This is a genomic window from Dyella sp. (assembly GCF_036746095.1).
In the GTDB taxonomy this organism is placed as follows: domain Bacteria; phylum Pseudomonadota; class Gammaproteobacteria; order Xanthomonadales; family Rhodanobacteraceae; genus Dyella_B.
In genome coordinates this window covers 1-15535 of record NZ_DAIOEU010000088.1, presented here as the reverse complement: position 1 = coordinate 15535, position 15535 = coordinate 1, and the positions used below count along the sequence as shown (strand labels likewise).

General features: G+C 62.6%; 16 protein-coding genes. 3 read left to right on the top strand and 13 right to left on the bottom strand.

Going from position 1 to position 15535, the window contains the following annotated elements:
• The 5 genes from V7M64_RS21165 to polA form a co-directional block, all read right to left on the bottom strand.
• Nucleotides 1–371, bottom strand: a 371-nt coding sequence (locus V7M64_RS21165) for a sigma factor (protein WP_333682039.1), incomplete at its 3' end; no start/stop codon positions are given.
• Between the two features lie 52 nt (nucleotides 372–423).
• A complete protein-coding gene (locus V7M64_RS21160) occupies nucleotides 424–837 on the bottom strand; it encodes a YciI family protein (protein ID WP_333682037.1) in 414 nt (137 codons plus the stop codon).
• A gap of 10 nt (nucleotides 838–847) precedes the next feature.
• Complete coding sequence (locus V7M64_RS21155) at nucleotides 848–1261, bottom strand: VOC family protein (RefSeq protein ID WP_333682036.1); 414 nt, start codon at nucleotides 1259–1261, stop codon at nucleotides 848–850.
• Between the two features lie 101 nt (nucleotides 1262–1362).
• Nucleotides 1363–2397 carry a LacI family DNA-binding transcriptional regulator gene (locus V7M64_RS21150; RefSeq protein WP_333682042.1) on the bottom strand — a complete coding sequence of 345 codons (1035 nt, stop codon included), beginning with the start codon at nucleotides 2395–2397 and terminating at the stop codon, nucleotides 1363–1365.
• Nucleotides 2398–2868: 471 nt separating this feature from the next.
• Entirely contained in the window at nucleotides 2869–5592 is a 2724-nt protein-coding gene (gene polA / locus V7M64_RS21145; protein ID WP_333682034.1) for a DNA polymerase I, read from the bottom strand.
• A 138-nt stretch (nucleotides 5593–5730) separates the two neighbouring features.
• Between polA and V7M64_RS21140 the strand changes: the two genes are divergently transcribed.
• Both V7M64_RS21140 and V7M64_RS21135 read left to right on the top strand, forming a co-directional pair.
• The gene (locus V7M64_RS21140; RefSeq protein ID WP_333682032.1) at nucleotides 5731–6273 is read left to right on the top strand and encodes a DUF2782 domain-containing protein; all 543 of its coding nucleotides are present in this window, start codon (nucleotides 5731–5733) and stop codon (nucleotides 6271–6273) included.
• A gap of 10 nt (nucleotides 6274–6283) precedes the next feature.
• Nucleotides 6284–6718: an EamA family transporter gene (locus tag V7M64_RS21135; RefSeq protein WP_324146092.1), complete on the top strand. Its 435-nt coding sequence runs from the start codon at nucleotides 6284–6286 to the stop codon at nucleotides 6716–6718.
• 40 nt (nucleotides 6719–6758) lie between these two features.
• On the opposite strand, the gene V7M64_RS21130 is transcribed toward V7M64_RS21135, so the two are convergent.
• Both V7M64_RS21130 and V7M64_RS21125 read right to left on the bottom strand, forming a co-directional pair.
• Entirely contained in the window at nucleotides 6759–7469 is a 711-nt protein-coding gene (locus V7M64_RS21130) for a glutathione S-transferase (protein ID WP_333682031.1), read from the bottom strand.
• 45 nt (nucleotides 7470–7514) lie between these two features.
• Nucleotides 7515–8417, bottom strand: a complete 903-nt coding sequence (locus V7M64_RS21125) for a LysR family transcriptional regulator (protein ID WP_333682030.1) — start codon at nucleotides 8415–8417, stop codon at nucleotides 7515–7517.
• A gap of 90 nt (nucleotides 8418–8507) precedes the next feature.
• On the opposite strand from V7M64_RS21125, the gene V7M64_RS21120 reads away from it, so the two are divergent.
• Entirely contained in the window at nucleotides 8508–9518 is a 1011-nt protein-coding gene (locus V7M64_RS21120) for a bile acid:sodium symporter family protein (RefSeq protein WP_333682028.1), read from the top strand.
• A 247-nt stretch (nucleotides 9519–9765) separates the two neighbouring features.
• Here V7M64_RS21120 and purH read toward each other — a convergent pair whose 3' ends face one another.
• The 6 genes from purH to V7M64_RS21090 form a co-directional block, all read right to left on the bottom strand.
• A complete protein-coding gene (gene purH / locus V7M64_RS21115) occupies nucleotides 9766–11370 on the bottom strand; it encodes a bifunctional phosphoribosylaminoimidazolecarboxamide formyltransferase/IMP cyclohydrolase (protein ID WP_333682026.1) in 1605 nt (534 codons plus the stop codon).
• 108 nt (nucleotides 11371–11478) lie between these two features.
• On the bottom strand, nucleotides 11479–11766 hold the full coding sequence (locus tag V7M64_RS21110; protein ID WP_333682025.1) for a helix-turn-helix domain-containing protein: 288 nt from the start codon (nucleotides 11764–11766) through the stop codon (nucleotides 11479–11481).
• A 202-nt stretch (nucleotides 11767–11968) separates the two neighbouring features.
• Entirely contained in the window at nucleotides 11969–12757 is a 789-nt protein-coding gene (locus tag V7M64_RS21105) for a zinc-ribbon and DUF3426 domain-containing protein (RefSeq protein WP_333682024.1), read from the bottom strand.
• 49 nt (nucleotides 12758–12806) lie between these two features.
• Nucleotides 12807–13706 (bottom strand): 50S ribosomal protein L11 methyltransferase, encoded by a 900-nt coding sequence (prmA, locus tag V7M64_RS21100; protein WP_333682023.1) that lies wholly within the window; start codon nucleotides 13704–13706, stop codon nucleotides 12807–12809.
• Between the two features lie 273 nt (nucleotides 13707–13979).
• Complete coding sequence (gene accC, locus V7M64_RS21095; protein WP_333682022.1) at nucleotides 13980–15365, bottom strand: acetyl-CoA carboxylase biotin carboxylase subunit; 1386 nt, start codon at nucleotides 15363–15365, stop codon at nucleotides 13980–13982.
• A gap of 14 nt (nucleotides 15366–15379) precedes the next feature.
• The coding region (locus V7M64_RS21090; protein ID WP_333682041.1) for a biotin/lipoyl-containing protein at nucleotides 15380–15535 on the bottom strand (156 nt) is incomplete at its 5' end.

Genomic DNA, 15535 nt, shown 5'->3' with positions numbered 1-15535 from the left:
TGGCAGGCCGTGAAGATCAGCCTGAGCAGGTCGTCGCCGATGTCGTCGTCGAGCATGGTTTCCAGCTCCGACTTGCCATCCGCCGCTTCGCCTTCCGCTTCATAGGCGAGCGCCTCGTGCTTGCGTTCGATCAGCTTTTTGCGCCGCAGCTGATCGATGGCCCGATGCTTGGCGGCGGTCATCAGCCAAGCGCCGGGATTGTCTGGCACGCCGCTTTCCGGCCAGCGCTCGAGTGCGGTCACCAGCGCATCCTGCGCCAGTTCCTCGGCCAGCCCCACGTCGCGCACCATGCGCGCGAGGCCGGCAATGAGCCGCGCCGATTCGATACGCCATACTGCTTCGATGGTGCGATGGATGTCGGTGGCCGTCATGGCCACCGATCACAGCACTTGCTCGCGTGCGGCGCAAGTTCATGTCGGCATGTCAGGCCACAGGATGGCGCGGGTCTTCGAAGCCGTCGGCCGCCTTGCGGACTTCAGGCGGAAAATCGCTCATCTCGAACACCTGCCGGATTTCGATGGTGTCGCCGGGACCAAGCGGACAGCGCGAGGCCCAGGCGATGGCGTCATCGCGCGAGGTGACGTCGATCATCCAATAGCCGCCGACCACTTCCCTGGTTTCGGCAAAGGGACCGTCGACGATCTTGGGCTTGCCGTTGACCGAGCTGACACGCACGCCGGCCGAAGGGGGATGCAGGCCATCCAGGGCAAGCAGCACACCGGCTTCCTGCAAGGTTTTATTGAAGCGCATCATCTTTTCCACCGCTTCGGCCCTTGGCCGTGCATCAGGCGCGGCGTCGCATTGGCCGGCGGGCAGCATCAGCATCATGAATCGCATGGTTTTCTCCTTATGCTTGCGGCGGAATGATGACCATCCAGTGGACACCGAAGCGGTCGACCACCATACCGAAATAGGGCGAGAAAAACGTTTGGCTGAGCGGCATGTGCACCTGGCCGCCATCGGCCAGCGCCGCAAACACGCGGTCGGCTTCGGCGTTGCTGCTTACCGTGAGCGATAGCGCGAAACCTTGGAATGCCGTGTCCTTGTTCACGCAGTCATCGGAAGCCATCACCAAGGTATCGCCGATGGAGATGTCGCTGTACATGATGTGCTCGCCATTGGCGTTGGCAGCGGGACCGTCGCTCGGCGGGGCTTCCTTGTAGCGCAGCTTGGTGTTGACCTTGGCGCCGAGGTGTTTCTCGTAATAGTGGATGGCTTCTTCGCAGCGGCCGTTGAAGAACAGGTAGGGCTGGACGTGCATGGGTGCTTCCTCATGGCTTGAGTAGGTCTCTCGATAAGGAGACGAAGCAGAGGAGGCGAAATCGACATCGACATCGCGCTGCCGCCGAGGCGCCGGAACGTTCAGCGCGCGCCGTACTGGCTGGAGCGGCGTACCACCAGTTTTACCGGCAGCAGCTGGGTTTTCACCGGCTCGCGGCGGATCAGGCGCAGGAGGTTGTCGACCAGGGTTTCACCCGCCAGCTTGGTGTCCTGCAGCACGGTGGTCAGCGGCGGATTGAGGAAGCGGGCCATCGGGATATCGTCGAAACCCGCCACCGCCACCTGCTCGGGCACCTTGATGCCATGGTCGGCGAGCGCGCGCATGGCGCCGATGGCGATCAGGTCGCTGGCGGCAAAGACGGCGTCGAACGGCAGCTTGCGTTCCAGCAGCGTTTCCAGCGCTTCATAGCCGGCTTGTTCGGTGCTTTCGGCGGCATCGACCTGCAAGGCGCTGTCAGCTTCGATGCCTGCCTCCTGCAGCGCGGTGGCGTAACCGCGATAGCGGTCGAAGAACTCGGGGTAATGGCTGGATGCGTCGCCGAGAAAGGCAATGCGCCGGCAGCCTTGCTCCAGCAGATGGGTGGCCACGGCCTGCCCGCCGTGCAGGTTGTCGCAGCCGATGGAGACGTCCGGCTGGTCCGGCAGCACGGCGCCCCAGCGCACGGAACGGGTGCCATGCGCGGACAGCTTCTGCATTTTGTCGCGATAGGCCAGGTAGTCGCCGTAGCCGAGCAGGATGATGCCGTCCGCCTTCTTGGTGTCGGCGTAATCGGCATGCCAGTCGTCGGACAGCTGCTGGAACGAGATCAGCAAGTCATAGCCGCGCAGCGCACAGGCGCGCGTGATCGAGCCCAGCATCGAAAGAAAGAACGGATTGATGTGCGAATCGTCGGCGGTGGGATCTTCGAACAGCAGCAAGGCCAGAGTGCCCGAGTGCTGCGAGCGCAGGTTCGAGGCATTCTTGTCCACCTTGTAGTTGAGCTGGTCGGCTGCCGCCTTGATGCGCTGGCGCGTTTCCTCGCTGACCAGCGGACTGCCGCGCAACGCCCGTGAGACCGTGGATTGCGAGACCCCGGTCAAGTGGGCGATGTCGAACGAGGTGGGTTTCCCTTTGATTTGCACTGCAGAGCAACTCTTTGCGCTCGGGCAGCCGGCGGGCGGCGGCCGTCCCGTAACGGCATCCTAACGGCTGGCTTGGCGTCTGTCGTGCCGCAAGGCAAGAAAAGCCGGAAGGTGGATAAGAAAAGGCCCCGCGAACTTTAGGGGGAAGTCCGCGGGGCCGGGCTGGAATCGGCGACCCAGGGGAGAGGGCCGATTCCGGTGGCGACCCAGGGAGGTGGGCGCCGGGGGATGCCGTTGCGTGCATCCGTTAGTGAGAACGCACCAAGGCCTGAAAAGTTGCACCGGACGGTGCAAAAAGTCCGAAATGGTTAGCGGGGATTCAGATCAGGATCATTTGCCGGCACTGCCCAGGTATTTGCTTAGACGAATCTGCAGGTGTTGTAAAAAATCCGTGTTGTTCGTAAGGCTTGCCCTTTGTCGAGCGCGCTGCGCAGTTGCATGACCGCGCACGCTGACATGGTTCGCTCAATGCGCCTCGTCCCAGTTCTTGCCCACGCCTACGTCCACCACCAGCGGTACGCGTAAAGCTGCGGCGCCGGACATGTGTTGGCGAATCGCCTCGCGTACAACATCCACAGCATCGGCGCGCACTTCGAACACCAGTTCGTCGTGTACCTGCATCAGCATGTGCGCATCGTCGCGGTCTTTCAGCCAGGCGGCGACGGTGATCATGGCGCGCTTGATGATGTCGGCGGCGGTGCCTTGCATCGGGGCGTTCACCGCGGCGCGTTCGGCGCCCGCGCGCAGGGCCTGGTTGCGTGCGCTCAGGTTTTCCAGATAGAGCCGCCGGCCGAACAAGGTTTCGACGTAGCCATCGCGATGCGCACGTTCGCGCGTGGCGTCCATGAAGGCATGCACGCCGGGATAGCGCGAGAAATAACGCGCCATGTAGTCGCTGGCTTCGCCGCGGTCGATGCCAAGCTGGCGTGCCAGGCCGAACGCGCTCATGCCGTACATCAGGCCGAAGTTGATTGCCTTGGCCGCGCGGCGCTGGTTGCTGGTGACAGCTTCAGGCTCCAGGCCGAACACTTCGGCGGCGGTGGCGCGATGGATGTCGCCGCCTTCCTGGAATGCGCGCAACAGGCCTTCGTCGCCGGAAAGATGCGCCATGATGCGCAGCTCGATCTGCGAATAGTCGGCTGCCATCACCTGCCAACCTTCGGGCGCGATAAAGGCCTGGCGGATACGCCGGCCTTCCTCGGTGCGCACCGGAATGTTCTGCAGGTTTGGATCGGTAGATGAAATGCGGCCCGTGGCGACGGCGCCCTGGTGATAGCTGGTGTGCACGCGGCCAGTGCGCGGATTGACGATCTCGGCCAGTTTTTCCGTGTACGTGGAGCGCAGCTTGGCCAGGCCGCGGTAATCGAGGATCAGGCGCGGCAGCGCGTGTTCTTCCGCGATCGCTTCGAGCGCTTCCTCGTTGGTGGATGGTTGTCCGGTCGGCGTCTTGAGTTTGGCCGGCAAGCCGAGTTCGTCGAACAGGATCGCCTGCAACTGCTTGGGCGAATCGAGGTTGAACTCGTGTCCGGCCGATTGCCAGGCTTCCTGCTGCAGCTCATGCATGCGCTTGCCGAGTTGCTGGCTTTGCTTGCGCAGCTCGTTCACGTCGATCAGCACGCCGCGCTGCTCCATGCCGGCCAGCACGGGGATCAGCGGAATCTCGATGTCCTCGTAGACCTTGCGCAGCTTCGGTTCGCTTTCCAGCTGCGGCCACAGCGCATGATGCAGGCGCAGGGTGACGTCTGCATCTTCGGCCGCGTAGTTGCACGCGGTATCCAGGTCCACTTGCGAGAACGAAATCTGCCTGGCGCCTTTGCCGGCGACTTCTTCGTATTTGACGGTGTCGTAATCCAGATAACGCTTGGCCAGCGAATCCATGTCATGCCGCGTGGCGGTAGCGTTCCACACGTAGGATTCCAGCATGGTGTCGTGCTGCAAGCCCTGCACGACGATGCCGTAGTGCGACAGGATGTTCATGTCGTATTTGGCGTGCTGGCCGACCTTCGGGCGCGCGGAGTCTTCGAGGATCGGCTTGAGCGCGGCGAGCACCTGGTCGCGCGGCAGTTGTGCAGGCGTGCCGGGATAATCGTGCGCCAGCGGGATGTAGCAGGCCTTGCAGGGTTCTACAGAAAGACTGACGCCGACGATATCCGCCTGCATCGCATCGAGGCTGGTGGTTTCCGTATCGAAGGCAATCAGCGAGGCCGCCTCGAGGCGTGCCAGCCAGGCATCCAGTTGCGCCTGGGTGGTCACCAATTCGTATTCGCCCTTGACGGAAGCAACGGATGGCTTGGCGGCAACCGGTGCGGCGGCAGCGGGCGCGGGTGAGGTGAGGACTTCCGCAGTGACGTTGTCCAGCTCTTTCAGCGCGGCCTTGAACTCATAGCGCGTGTACAACTCGCGCAACGCATCGATGTTGCGCTCGCGCAGCAGCAATCGCGGCACGCTGAAATCCAGCGCCACATCGGTCTTGATCGTGACCAGCTGGCGCGACAATGGCAACGAAGGCAGTGCCTCGCGCAGGTATTGGCCGATCTTGCCGCCGACCTTGTCGGCATTGGCGATGACGCCGTCCAGCGTGCCGTATTCGGCCAGCCATTTCGCCGCGGTTTTCGGGCCGCATTTGTTGACGCCGGGTACGTTGTCGACGGTATCGCCGGTGAGGCTGAGGAAGTCGATGATCTGCTCCGGCTTCACGCCGAATTTTTCCATCACCGCGGCGCTGTCCATGGTGGTGTTGGTCATGGTGTTGACCAAGGTGATGCCGGGACGCACCAGTTGCGCGAGATCCTTGTCACCGGTGGAAATCAATACATCGATGCCATGCCCGTGCGCCTGGCTGGCCAGCGTGCCGATGACGTCGTCGGCCTCCACGCCGGTGACGCGCAGAATCGGAAAGCCAAGCGCGCTGACGATCTCCAGCATCGGCTCGACCTGCGCGCGCAGATCGTCCGGCATCGGCGGCCGGTTCGCCTTGTACTTGTCATACAGCACATTGCGGAAAGTGGGGCCGGAGGCGTCGCTGACGAAGGCCACGTAATCGGGCTTCGCCTTCAGCGTGGCGCGCAGCATGTTGACCACGCCGAAGAGGGCGCCCGTGGGTTCGCCCTTCGCATTGCTGAGGGGTGGCAGCGCGTGGAAGGCGCGATAGAGATACGACGAGCCGTCGATGAGCGTGAGATTTGGCATGCCGGGATTCTAAGGGAACAAGGCGTCAGGGGCAGGCAATCAAACATGGGGACGGCCCATGCTCTTTGCATCCGGGCATTCACCGCTGGGCGAACCGTGCACTGCTATGCTTCGCGCCTCTGACGAGGTCATTCCGCCATGAAACACGCAGCCTGCTTGCTCGCCCTTTCTCTCCTGGCCGCCTCGTCGGCCTTTGCGCAGACGTCTTCCTCTTCCTCGGCCACGCCGCACTTCGCACCGGCACCGCCGCCGCCCGACATGAACGATCCGGGTGTGAATCCGGCCAAGGAGCCGCCGGCCGAGTCGAGCACCGCAGCCAAACCGGTATCGAGCCCGGCCGAACTGGAACCCAGCCATTTGCCCGGCAAGCCGATCCCGGTGCCGAAGGTAGCCGGCGTACCCGCACCTGCCCCCCGCGATGCCAATGGGCAAACGCCGCCGGACGTGCAGGTACGGCAAGAGGGCGAAAACACCATCCAGGAATACCGCCAGAACGGCCGCGTCTACATGGTGGTGGTGACGCCCAAGCATGGCCCGCAGCAGATCTACAACGTCAACCCCGACGGCCACATGCTCGATCCGAACGGCCAGCCGCCGATCAAGCCGGTGATGTACCGGATCATGCATTGGGGCGATAGCAAGCCGGCGTCTGCATCGTCGTCGGAAGACAACGGCCAGTGACGTCTTGCGCATGAACCTGCGCGAAAGCTGGTTGCTATTCGCCCTGGGTTCGGCGTTCTTCGCCGCGTTGACGGCGCTGTTCGGCAAGCTGGGCGTGGCGGGCATCAATTCCAATCTCGCCACCTTCATTCGCACGCTGGTGATCCTCGCGGTGACCGCGGGCATCCTCAGCCTGCGGGCGGAGTGGGCCAAGCCGTCCGGCTTGCCATGGCATAGCTGGGTGTTCCTGGTGCTTTCGGGTATCGCCACGGGATTGTCGTGGCTGTGCTACTACCGTGCGTTGCAATTGGGGCCGATAAGCAAGGTGGCGCCGATCGACAAGCTCAGCGTGGCGATCGCGATCGTGCTGGGCTTGCTGGTGCTGGGTGAAAAGCCGAGTTGGCCGGTGTTGATCGGCGGCGTGTTGATCGTGGCCGGCTCGCTGGTGATTGCGCTGTTCGCGTAGGCTGGGTTCGGCTGTATCTCGCTCCAGCCTTCGGGGCATTTCAGCGCGTGGGATCCAGTTCGGCGTAGTGGCGGAAGATGCCGTCTTCATTGAAGGGAATGCGCCGTGGCGAAGCCAGATAAGCGGCCACGTTCGGCCGCTCCGCGATGCGCTCGGCCAGGGCGCGCAGGCGTGGCATGCGTTTGTGCATGCGGCGCATCGTGTTGGGAAAGGCGTAGTCGAGTCCGCTGACCAGTTGGAACAGCGACAGATCGACGTATGAGTGGCGCGACAGCGCCTGCTTGCCGTTACCGCGCTCCAGCACCTGTTCGAAATAACCGAGGAATTTCGGCAAGCGCGCTTTGCGAAATGCCTCGCTGCGTTTGCGCGCGGCGGCGCGCTGTTGTTCGTAGTATTGATCGGTGGCAATGGGGTGATGCGTGTCGTGAATTTCCACCACGAAATCGGCGATCGTCAGTTGTAATTGTTGCGCATGGATTTCCGCGGATTGCCCGCCAGGTACCAGCCCCAGGCGTGGGCCTAGGTAGGCGAGGATGGTGGCGGTTTGTGCAATCACCAGGCGGCCCGCCTTGAGGAACGGTGGCGCGAACGGCAAAGCGCCATCCTGCTTGCCGCGCAGGAACGGCATGATTGCCTTGTCGCCGCGTTCGCGCGCCACGTCGACGTAGTCGGCGCCGGCATCTTCCAGCGCCAGTCGCACGTATTCGCCGCGGCCTTGAATGCCCGTCCAGTAGTAGAGTTCGTAGCGCATGGATGTTTCCTCGGCTCGATCATGGTGAGCGTAGGCAACCCGCGCTCAACGCGGTGTGAGAGCACCCTTGGCGGTGAGTTCGCGCAGGCGATTCCACACCAGTGCCGCCAGCGGCGATAGCGAACGCTGGCGGCGACGGATCAAGGTAACGGCGCGCCGCTCGGCGGGTGTGAGCGGGCGTACGGCAAGGGTGGCGGGTGGCGAAAAAAGAGCGGGTGTCACGGTGACGCCTAACCCGGCCTCCACCATGCGGAATGCCGTGTAAGGGTGGCCGGTCTGTTGGATGACGTGCGCTTCCACGCCGTGTTTCTGCAGCAGTTGATCGATCAGGCGCCGGCTGCCGGAGGAATAGTCCAGCAAAACCAGCGGCTGCCCCTGCAATTTTTTCCATCCCACGGTTTTGTGTCGGGCGAGTGGGTGGTCGGGGCGGCAGGCGAGACAGAAGGGATCGTGCATGATCACCTCGCTGTCGAATTCGCCAGCCTCGGGTGGTTCGATCGCGATGCCGAAATCCACTTCGCCTCCGCGCACGCTATCGAGCACCAGGGTTTGCGCCTGGTCGTGCAACTGGATGGTGAGTTCGGGATAGTCGCGGGCGCAGTCGGCAATGCATAGCGGCATCAAGCTGGCCGAGAGCGTCGGCACCGATGCGATATGGATCTTGCCGTGCTTGCGCTCGCCTTCGGAGTGCACGTGGTCCAGCACGCCTTCGAGTTCATCCAGTACACGTTCGATCGCACTTTCCAGGTAACGGCCGGCTTCGGTGGGAATCACCTCACGCGTGCTGCGATCGAACAGGCGCACGCCGAGTTCCGCTTCCAGCTCGGCCACATGCCGGCTGACCGCGGGCTGGCTCAGGTACAGATGCTCCGCTGCGCGACGGAAATGGCGCTGGCGCGCAACGGCCAGGAAAACCCGCAACTGCCGGAGATTTACATTCATGCTCATGGCGTATCAATAAATACAATAAAGTTATTTGATTTATCAATGGCCGGACAGTGAAATAGCGCCACTTCCCGCTCCTACGAACCTGCAGCCATGTCCCTGCGCCGCTTGCTGCCCGATAACTTCACCCTTTGCCTGATCGCCACCGTCATCACGGCCAGCGTGTTGCCCTGCCGCGGGCATGCTGCGGTGGCGTTCGACTGGCTCACCAATCTCGCCATTGCGCTGCTGTTCTTCCTGCATGGCGCCAAGCTTTCGCGTGAGGCGGTGGTCGCCGGCATGACCAACTGGCGACTGCATCTGACCGTGCTGGTCAGCACCTTTGCGCTGTTTCCGGTGATGGGGCTGCTGCTCAAGCCGTTGCTGTTGCCGCTGATCACGCCGGCGCTGTACGTTGGCATCCTGTTCCTTTGCACCTTGCCGTCGACGGTGCAGTCATCGATTGCGTTCACATCCATTGCGCGCGGCAACGTGCCAGCCGCGGTGTGCTCGGCATCGGCGTCCAGTTTGGTCGGCATTGCGGCGACACCTTTGCTGACGGGCTTGCTGGTGCATGCGCATGGGCAGGGTGGTCTGTCCTGGCATTCGGTGGGCGATATCGTGCTGCAGCTATTCGTGCCGTTCGTGGCTGGACAAATTGCGCAACGCTGGATCGGCGGTTGGGTGCAACGGTATCGGTCGGTGGTTGGACTGGTCGATCAGGGTTCGATTCTGCTGGTGGTGTACACCGCCTTCAGCGCCGCGGTGTTGCAGGGTTTGTGGAAGCAGCTTCCATGGCCGGTGCTGGGCGGGCTGCTGGTCGTCAACGCCATCCTGCTCGCCGCGGCACTGTTGACGACACGCTATGGCTCACGTGCGCTGGGTTTTAATCGCGAAGACGAAATCACCATCGTCTTCTGCGGTTCCAAGAAGAGCCTGGCCAGTGGCGTGCCGATGGCGAACGTGCTGTTTCCCGCGCATATGCTGGGCATGATCGTGTTGCCGATCATGTTGTTTCACCAGATGCAGTTGATGACGTGCGCGGTGTTGGCGCGGCGGTATGCGCAGCGGAAAGAGGCCGCCAAGCGTCGCGCGTCGGGTAGCGATGCAATGGCAACAGAGTGACGGTATGTCGGTTTGGCTAACGGGACGGGCTAAGTTAAGCCAGAACCTTAAGCTTACGGATGACTAGCTCCCTCCCCTACGTGCAGTAGGGGATGGCTGGGATGGGGTGAAGCGAATCTTGCGGCGATGTTTGATCACGCGTTGAACATAAGTCCGGCGCAGCCGGACGCGAGCTTCGTTCGCAGCACCCCCACCCCAACCTACCCTGCAAGCAGGAGAGGGAGTGCGGCGCGGTAGCTGGCGGGTCTCAGTGGCGGAAATGGCGCATGCCGGTGAAGACCATCGCCATGTCGTGGTCATCCGCCGCGGCAATCACTTCCGCATCGCGCATCGAGCCGCCCGGCTGGATCACCGCGCTGATACCTGCGGCGGCGGCAGCATCGATACCATCGCGGAACGGGAAGAACGCATCGGAAGCCATCACCGAGCCGCGCACTTCCAGCTTTTCGTCAGCGGCCTTGATGCCAGCGATACGCGCGCTGTACACGCGGCTCATCTGGCCGGCGCCGATACCGATGGTCTGGCGATGGCGTGCGTAGACGATGGCATTGCTCTTCACGTATTTGGCCACCTTCCAGGCGAAGATCAGGTCGTCGATCTGTTCCTGCGTGGGCGCGCGGCGCGTGACGATCTTCAGGTCCGCTGCCGTCACCATACCGCGGTCCGCCGTCTGCACCAGCAAGCCGGAGCCGACGCGGCGCAGATCATGGGTGGTGGTCACATTTCCGCTTTCGGCCGGTACGGGGATGCGCAGCACGCGCACGTTGCCCTTCTTGGTGAACGCCTTCAGCGCTTCATCCGAATAGCCAGGGGCCAGCACGACTTCGATGAACTGGCGTTCCACCATCGCCTGTGCGAGTGCGCCATCGACTTCGCGATTGAACGCGATGATGCCGCCGAAGGCGGAGGTGGGGTCCGTCTGGAAGGCCAGGTCGTACGCTTTGGCGATGCCGTCCAGGCTTACCGCCACGCCGCACGGATTGGCATGCTTGACGATCACGCAAGCCGGTTTGGTGAAGCTGCGCACGCATTCCCATGCGGCATCCGCATCGGCGATGTTGTTGAAGGAAAGTTCCTTGCCTTGCAACTGCTGGAACGTTGCGAGCGTGCCAGGTACGGGTTGCAGGTCACGATAGAATGCGGCCTGCTGGTGCGGGTTTTCGCCGTAGCGCAAATCCAGCGCTTTCACGAAGCGGCTGTTGAGCTGGTGGGGGAAGGCATCGTGACCGGCAATGGCGTCCTGCGCCTCGTTGAGTTGCAGGCCCGACAGGTAGTCGCTGATCGCACCGTCATAGTTGGAGACGCGATTGAACGCCGTCACCGCCAGCTTGAAGCGCGTTGCGCGGCTCAAGCCGCCGTGCTGTTCGATTTCCGACAGAGCTTCGTCGTATTGATCGGGCGAGGTAAGCACGCCGACGTCGCTCCAGTTCTTCGCCGCGGAACGCAGCATGGCGGGGCCGCCGATATCGATGTTTTCGATCGCTTGTTCCAGCGTGCAATCGGGCTTGGCGACGGTCGCTTCGAATGGATACAGGTTCAACACCAGCAGGTCGATCGGCGCGATGCCAAGTTCGGCCATCACCGCGTCGTCCGTGCCGCGGCGGCCGAGCAGCCCGCCATGTACCTTCGGATGCAGGGTCTTGACGCGGCCATCCATGATTTCCGGAAAACCTGTGACGTCACTGACGTCTTTGACAGGTATGCCTGCCTCGCGCAATGCCTTCGCGCTGCCGCCGGTGGAGAGCAATTCCACCTTGGCGGCCGCCAGGCGTTTGCCCAGTTCGATCAGTCCGGTCTTGTCCGAGACGCTGATCAGGGCACGGCGGATAGGCGTGACGGCAGGTGCAGGCATGGTGGCTTCCGGGAACGGGAAAGCTGCGCATTATAGCGCCATGCCTGCGTTGCGGCATGGTGTTTGGACGTCTAAACGAGATGTTGCGGCCAGGCTCGGCCTTCGGTGCTAGAGCAGGCCGTGCTGCGCGAGCTTCTTGCGCAACGTGGCGCGATTGATGCCCAGCACCGCCGCTGCGCGGCTCTGGTTGCCATCATGAAAGGCCAGTACTTCCCGCAGCAATGGGCCTTCGACTTCGCGAATCACCAATGCGTGCAAGCCTTCGTCGCATGGGGTGTCGCCAATGTCCGCAAGGTAGCGGCGCACTGTACGACTGACACATTCACTCAGTGCGCTCTGCGACGAGGATTCACGAACAACCTCGTTGGCAGGCAGTCTCACGGCGTTCAAGGACATGTCCCCTCACGGACTCCACGCAACGGCTGCATAGGCCGTCACCATGTTCTGGCAGTTACCGCTTTCGCGGCGGGTCGACAGTCGCTGCTTTCTGCAGCGCGAGGGACCGAGTGTACTCGCGACCGCCGATAAAATTAAGAGCCTTTTGCGATGAAAATGCACGTAACCGCATAAGCCATGCCGAACAGGCACTAAGCGGCGGTTATTCAAACGCCATGTCAAAGCCGACTGCTTGATGTCCCGGATCCTCTACCTCAAAGACCAGAGCTGTGCTAGCGCCGGGCGCAAGGCCTCGATGCAAGGCTTCCGTATCGTCCAGGTATTCATAAGGGTTGAGACGACGCATGGCGATCACTTTGCCATTGCCATCGGTCAATCGAATGGTGACCACGGGCCAGGGTTGAGTGAATGCAGCGTCGTTGCGCAACGTGGCACTGATCAGCAATGCGCCGGGCACGGTAGGATGCGTTTGCACATCGCGCGCAAGCAGATGCAGCTTGCTGACATCGCGTACCGGTGGCAGGTGGCATGGCAGCACCGAACACGCTTGCTGTATCAGCGGACCGGTGGTGGGGTCGGCAATCAAGGTGTCGCGCAACGCCCAGCCGATCTGCGCGACGAGACCCAGCAACAGCAACAGGCATGCCATCACCCATGGCCAACGGCGTGGTCGATCGATGCGTTTGTCGCGTGCGAAACGCGGCGTGACGATGAGATCGGCAAAATCGTCGCGCAACGGCGGCGTGTCGCCTGGCTCGGGTTCGGTATTGGGCTTGGGCCGATAGACCGCCGCTTCCAGGCGCGGAGGTTCTATACCGGGTTCGTGGTCGGGCAGTTCGTGAAAGGGTTCCGGCGGCAGTTGATCGGCCAAGGTGGCGATGCTGTCGAAACCGGTGCCGCAATGTCCGCACATGACGAAGCCGTGTGCCTGCGCGAGCGTGCGCGCATCCACTGAAAACACGGATAGGCATTCAGGGCATTGCGTATACATTGAGTGCGCTAAAACTTGTGTGTTGCAAGCTTAGCAGGCTGAGGAGCGATCAAAAGCGACGCTGGCCGCTGATGCGTACCCAATCTTCGCGCACGTCCACGCGCAAGCCATCGAACCATTCGGCGTAACGCGCCAGCAGTTCTTCCTGCTGCCCTTGCAGGATGCCGGAGAGCGCGAACGGGGCGCCTGGCGTGGCGAGGGCGGCAAAGGTGGGCGCCAGCTCGCCGAGTGGGCCGGCAAGAATGTTGGCGACGAATACGTCGGCCGGTTCCCCAGCGAAATCGTCGGGCAAGAACAGCGCCAGCCGGTCGGCGACTTGGTTGCGTTCAGCGTTGTCGGCCGAGGCGATGAGTGCTTGGGGATCGTTGTCCACGCCCACGGCGGACGCTGCGCCAAGCTTCAGCGCGGCGATGGCGAGAATGCCGGAGCCGCAGCCGAAGTCGATCACGCGCTTGCCGCCGAGATCCAGGCTGTCCAGCCATTCCAGGCACAAGGCGGTAGTGGGATGCGTGCCGCTGCCGAAGGCGAGGCCGGGATCGAGTTGCACGATCGCCAGCGCATCGTCATCCGGCGGCGCGATATTCCATGGATAGATCCATAGCCGGCGGCCGAATGACATGGGCTTGAACTGGTCCATCCATGCGCGTTCCCAATCTTCATCGGCCACGTCGCGGAAGCTGAGCTGGTCGGGTTCCAGCCATGGCAGCAATTCGCTCAGGGCTTCACTCAGGCCGCGGCGGTCGATACCGGCATCGAACAAGGCGTTCAAGGTGATGGTCGGCCATAACGGCAGTTCGCCCACGCCGGGTTCGAAAATGGCCTGTTCGTCAGCGGTTTCGGCGTTGGCGTCGCGCAGCGTGATCGACAGCGAGCCCAGGTCGTCCAGCGCTTCTTCCACGCGTGGTTGCTGTTCGGCGCGGACCGTCAGGGAGAGTTCGAGCCAGGGCATCGGTGTTCCGGAGGAAGGGAGCTGCGCTTATTTTCCCTCGCCCGTTTGAGGAGAGGTAGGGTGAGAGGTGAATCTTGCGATCGGGCTCAACGTTGCGTCAGACAGATATGTCTGCCAGTAACTCTAACGCTACCGTTCCGTCACCCCGGCGAGGCGCTTCACAACAGCGAAGCTGGTCAAGCCGGGGCCTGGTGACTTTCGCCGTCTTCAAGTCGCTGGGTCCCGGCTTTTCGCCGGGACGACGAACTACAAGCGCTGCGTCGAGCGCATCAATCAAGCCTTCGACTCAAGCCCGCTATGCGGATGTTCCTTATGCTCCGCCATGCGCTTCTCCAGATAGTGGATGTTCTGTCCACCCTGCTGGAAACCGACGTCGGACATGATGCGCTGCTGCAGCGGAACGTTGCACTTCACGCCTTCGATCACCGTTTCGGCGAGCGCCAGGCGCATGCGCGCAATGGCGGTTTCGCGATCCGGCCCGTGCACGATCAGCTTGCCGATCATCGAATCGTAGTTCGGTGGAATGCGGTAGCCGTCGTACAGGTGCGTATCGACGCGCACGCCAGGGCCGCCTGGCGCTTCGAAGCGCTTCACCGTGCCGGGCGAAGGCATGAAGGTTTCCGGATCTTCCGCATTGATGCGGCACTCGATCGCGTGGCCGTTGATCTTGATGTTTTCCTGCTTGAGCGACAGCTTTTCGCCTGCGGCGATCAGCAGTTGCTCACGCACCAGGTCCACGCCGGTGATCAGTTCCGTCACCGGATGTTCCACCTGGATGCGCGTGTTCATTTCGATGAAGTAGAAGCGGCCGTTCTCGAACAGGAATTCGAACGTGCCCGCGCCGCGATAGCCGATGCGCAGGCATGCATCCACGCACACCTGGCCGATCTGCGCGCGTTGCTCCGGCGTGATGCCGGGCGCGGGCGCTTCTTCGACCACTTTCTGGTGACGACGCTGCATCGAGCAGTCGCGCTCGCCAAGATGGATCGCGTTGCCCTGGCCGTCGGCGAGCACCTGGATTTCCACGTGACGCGGATTTTCCAGGAACTTCTCCATGTACACCTGATCGTTGCCGAACGCCGCCTTGGCCTCCTGCTTGGTCATGGTGACCGCGTTGCCCAGGTGCGCTTCGGTGCGCACCACGCGCATGCCGCGACCACCGCCGCCGCCGGCGGCCTTGATGATCACCGGATAGCCGATCTCGCGCGCGATGCGCATGTTTTCTTCGACGTTGTCGCCGAGCGGGCCACCGGAACCGGGCACGCACGGCACGCCGGCGGACTTCATCGCGCGGATCGCTTCGACCTTGTCGCCCATCATGCGGATTACATCCGCCGTGGGTCCGATGAAGATGAAGCCGGATTGCTCCACCTGCTCGGCAAAATCGGCGCGCTCCGCCAAAAAGCCATAGCCGGGATGGATCGCATTGGCGTCGGTGATCTCGGCCGCCGCGATGATGCGCGGAATATTGAGATAGCTGTCGACCGAAGGCGCGGGGCCGATGCAGATGGCCTCATCCGCAAGGCCCACGTGCTTGAGGTTGCGATCCGCGGTGGAGTGCACCGCCACGGTCCTGATGCCGAGGCTGTGGCACGCACGCAGGATGCGCAACGCGATTTCGCCACGATTGGCGATAACGACCTTTTCGAGCTTTTGCATAGTCGTCCGGCCGGTCAGGCGATCACGAACATCGGCTGGTCGAATTCCACCGGCTGGCCGTTGTCGACCAGGATGGCCTGCACGGTGCCGCTGACCTCGGCTTCGATCTGGTTGAACATCTTCATCGCTTCGATGATGCCCAGCGTCTCGCCGGCCTTGACCTGCTGGCC